At 66.2% G+C, this 4,169-nt stretch carries 3 protein-coding genes; 2 read left to right on the top strand and 1 reads right to left on the bottom strand.

What is annotated here, in order from left to right:
- Both HMPREF1023_RS07710 and HMPREF1023_RS07705 read left to right on the top strand, forming a co-directional pair.
- On the top strand, positions 1-387 hold a 387-nt coding region (locus tag HMPREF1023_RS07710), incomplete at its 5' end, for a 5-formyltetrahydrofolate cyclo-ligase (protein WP_035578713.1).
- A gap of 317 nt (positions 388-704) precedes the next feature.
- Positions 705-2,138, top strand: a complete 1,434-nt coding sequence (locus HMPREF1023_RS07705) for a helix-turn-helix transcriptional regulator (protein WP_009305642.1) — start codon at positions 705-707, stop codon at positions 2,136-2,138.
- Positions 2,139-2,387: 249 nt separating this feature from the next.
- Here the strand turns inward: HMPREF1023_RS07705 and HMPREF1023_RS07700 are convergent, their stop codons facing one another.
- Positions 2,388-3,926, bottom strand: a complete 1,539-nt coding sequence (locus tag HMPREF1023_RS07700) for an FAD-dependent oxidoreductase (RefSeq protein ID WP_009608988.1) — start codon at positions 3,924-3,926, stop codon at positions 2,388-2,390.
- Positions 3,927-4,169: the final 243 nt, after the last annotated feature.

The raw sequence follows: 4,169 nt of genomic DNA, 5'->3' as shown, positions 1-4,169 counted from the left end.
GAGGCGAGCGGACGGCGGGCAGCGGGCGAAACCGGCGGCACGAGCGGGTCGCCCCAGATGCGATTCTACCGCGTGGCGCGCGAGCAGCTGGACGCGGCCGCAGCGGGGTTCCTTGGCGCGCCCCTGCGCTGCCTTGCCTGCGAAGCGCTGGAGCGCGACGGGTTCCAGGCCGTCGATCCCGAGGAGCTCGACGCCGTGGTGGTGCCGCTGGTCGCCTTCGACGATGCCGGGCGACGCCTGGGCTACGGCGGCGGCAACTACGACCAGCTGCTCCCCCGCTTGCGCGCCGATGCCGTCGTGATCGGCATCGCCTTCGACGAGCAGCGCGTGGAAACCGTCCCCTGCGAGCCCCACGACATCGCCCTGCCCCGCGTAGTGAGCGGATAGCGCGCCCATCGTCCTAGCCTCGCACGGCGAATCTGGGCGCGGGCGCCGCAGCGTGCAGATCGACGCGGAAGCGCTCGATCAAGGAAGCGCAATTTGCAGTGGGCACGAAAACGCCTGGCGCGCTTCTTCCGCAACCCGAATGTTTCACGTGAAACATTCGTTCGCTTCAATGTCCGACAGGGTCGCATGATCGCGGCGGTGCGAGCAGCGAGTGTTTCACGTGAAACATCTGTGCGTTTCTGCTCGGCTTCGCAGAGCGCGGCGGGCGCGGGTGCGTTATAGTGGGGCGCGACTGTTTCGCAAGCGAAGGGGAAACGATGAACGCGCACGCATCCGACAAAACGCGAATCCTCGCCCTCGCGGCGGTGGCCACGCTCGGGTTCGGCCTGCTGCAGGGCGCGCGGCTGCTCGACCTCAACACGGGACCCTACAGCCCAACCCCCTACGCCCTGGTAGGCCTCGCGGCCGACGGCCTCACGTTCCTCGTCGTCGCCGTCCTCTCCTACCTCGGGCGCATCGACCGGGCGAAGCCGCTGTTCGTCACGGCCGTCGTCGTCAGCTCGATCTACGCCGTGCTCGTTGCGTCGGGCAACACAAACGATATCGCGCTTATCGCCATGCAGGTGACGGCGGGCATGGGCTGGTCGCTGTCCATCCTCTGCTGGATGGAGGTGTTCACCAGCTACCGGCCGCGGCTCTCGCTTCCCCTGATCGCCGCCGCGTACCTCATCGATACGCTGCTTCCGCCGCTGACCAGCTCGCTGTTCCCAGGCGGGCGCAGCATCATGCTGCTGGCATCGTTCGTCCTGTCCACCGTCGCGCTGCTGTGGTGCCTGCGCAACAACGCGTTCGTCGCCCAGCAGATGAAGGAATCCGTCGCACCCGCTACCTCCATGGCCGAGGCGCTTTCGCGCACGAAGCGCGCGGTCGCAGGAACGTTCGCATTCTCGCTGATCTGCGGGTTCGTGATCGAGCTCGACATCCACAACAACCTGCAGTACGCGCAGACCGACCTCACCGGCCTGTTCGGGATCATCGCGGCCGTGGCCATGCTGGCCGTGCTGCTGGTGGCGAAGCCGCGCAAGGCGAACATCGACTACATCACGCCCATCACCGCGTTGTGCCTGGTCACCATCTTGCTGTACCGCAGCCTCAACGTCGCCGACGGGCACGTGGCCGGATCGCTGATGACCGCGTTCCTCATCTCGTTCTACGTGCTGCTGTGGCTCATGTTCATCAGCGAGGCGAACGAGCGGAAGCTGCCGGCGTTCTTCCTGCTGGGCTTGGCCTTGGGCGTCGCGAGGCTGTCGGTGGCGCTGGGGCGCTTCGCGGCGCAGACGCTGTTGGAGCAAACCGGCGTCGATCCGCAGCTCGCGCTCGTCGGATCGGTGTGGCTGCTGGTGGCCACGTTGGCGCTCATGTTCTGCAGCTACCTTCGCTATGCGTCGAAGCGGGATGCGGCCGGCGATGCGGGCGCCCCCGAGGAAGCGGCGGGCGCCCCGCTGGCGCACCTGTCGGCGGGCGATGCCCTCGTGCAGATGAAGAGCACCTACGAGCTGACGAACCGCGAGTTCGAAGTGATCGAGGAGTTTGCGGCGGGACGCAGCGCCCGGGCCATCGCCGAGCGTTTCACGCTGTCGGAGCACACGGTGAAGACCCACCTGCGTCACGCTTACGCGAAGATGGACGTGCACTCGCGCCAGGAATTGCTCGACCTCATCGAGGAGACGAGCGCCGCCAAGAAGAGCTAGCCCTTTTCGTTGACAACCCCATCGCGGGGGGTAACGCCGTCGCGAGGACGAAACCCGCAACGAATCAGCAATCGAACGAATGTTTCACGTGAAACATTCGGAGCGCTTGGCGCCGCGACAAGCGCATGCGGACCCCTGTCGTCCTATAGGACGATAGAGCGGGGATTTTCGACGCATGCTTGACGGCGGGCAAACGTAAGCGCAGGCCGGGGAGGGGGTCCGGCCTGCGCGCGAGGGAAGATCGGGTCGTTACGCCGTGGCCAGCGCCGCTCCCGTCAGACGACCCATGGTGAGGGCGCTGGAGTTGGAGCAGTGGCGCACAAAGCTGCGGTTGTACATGAAGCGGTGCGTGGCCTCGCCCACCGCGAACAGGCCGGGGATGACGCTGCCGTTTTCGCCGAGCGCTTGACACGACGCGTCGGTTTTCACGCCGCCCATCGTGGCCACGTAGGACGGCACGAACTTCACTAGGTAGAACGGGCCGTCGCCGTACGCCGCCAGCATGTCGGCCTTCTTGCCGAACGCCTCGTCCGCACCCGCAGCTGCCGCCTGCTGGTACGCCTCGAACGTCGCCGCAAGCTGGGGCGCGCCGGCCGCGTCGGCCAGCTCCTCGATCGAAACGCCCTTCAGCACGTCGCCCGTGGACAGGCCCTTCTCGATGACTGCGACCACCTCGGCGTTCGAGCTGTCGAACAGCACGTAGTACGGCCCCGCCTGGTTGTCGGTCATGGACGTGGCCAGCGCCGTCACCGGAGCCGCCTCGTTCACGAAGCGCGCGCCCGTGGAGTCCACCAGCATCTTCGACGACGTGGCAGCACCTTCCATGCCGGTGTCGCACAGCTTCTTGAAGCCCGCGTCGGCCTTCGTCAGCGTGCGCGTGGGCATGATGACGTTCGGGATGACCCACGGATCCTCGTACAGCGCGGCGCCAATGGCGGAGGCCATGGTCATGCCGTCGCCCGTGTTCATAGCGTTGCCCAGGTACTGGAAGCCCATCTCGTTGATGGCGGGCACCAGCTGGTCGCAGTACTCCGCGCTGCCGCCGAAGCCGCCGGTGGCCAGCACCACGGCCTTCGCACGCAGCTCTTGGGCGCCGTCAGGCCCCTCGACCTTCACGCCCACCACGGTGTCGCCGTCCATGATCAGCTCTTTCGCCTCGGTAGACAGCATCGTCCGCACGCCCAAGCGCTCGAATTCGGCCGCGAACGCGTTCGCCACCTGGACGCCCGCTTCCGTCGCGGGGTCGGCGCTGACGTCGGGCTTCACCGTGTCGGTGCCCACCATCTCCTTGGTAAACGACTTCTCGAACGTGATGCCCAGCTGCTCCACCCACGCGATGGTGGCGCAGCTTTCCTCCATCATGCGCTGCATGCGGCTATAGTCGGGGTACGGCGCGTCCACCTTGCCGATCTCGGTGAGGTTGCGGTAGCGGCTGACGAACTGGTCCATGGTGTCGGGCGTCTCGGATTCGAAGCACCACTCGTCCTTATTCTCTGGAACCTGGGCAATGGACACGTTGCCCTTCGAGGTGAGGAAGGTGGACGTGAGAAACGGCGCCTTGTCGACCAGCAGCACGCTCGCGCCGTTCTGCGCCGCGGAGATCGAACAGGCCGAGCCGGCCAGACCCGAACCGATGACGATGATATCGGCTTGCACGGGCTCGGTTGCGCCCGACGCGCCGTCCTGCTTCTTGGACTCGGGCTTCGGGCTGCATCCGGTCAGCGCGAGCGACCCGCCCAGCACCATAGCCCCCATGACGAACTGCCTTCTGGTGAACGTGCTCCCCATTGCTCTCTCCTCTCGTAGACAGGCGGCCGAGCCGCCTCGAACGCTGCGCACTATACGACGGAGGAAGGAGCGCACCATCGCACGAAAGGATGTAACTTTTGATCGCACGAAACGAGCTATGGGCGTTTGAACTGGGAATATGAGTTGAACGGTACAGATGTTTCACGTGAAACATCCGTACATCTGGCGGGCACGGCGGGCGCGGCGGGCAGGGCGGGCGCGGGGCGCTAGCCGTTGCGCGCG

The sequence above is a fragment of the Eggerthella sp. 1_3_56FAA genome (genome assembly GCF_000185625.1).
GTDB classification, from domain to species: domain Bacteria; phylum Actinomycetota; class Coriobacteriia; order Coriobacteriales; family Eggerthellaceae; genus Eggerthella; species Eggerthella lenta.
This window is presented reverse-complemented; position numbering and strand designations above follow the sequence as displayed.

Excerpts from the sequence above, each read along its gene's own strand:
- HMPREF1023_RS07705 (WP_009305642.1), top strand. The coding sequence starts at position 705 with ATGAACGCGCACGCATCCGACAAAACGCGAATCCTCGCCCTCGCGGCG.
- HMPREF1023_RS07700 (WP_009608988.1), bottom strand. The coding sequence starts at position 3,926 with ATGGGGAGCACGTTCACCAGAAGGCAGTTCGTCATGGGGGCTATGGTG.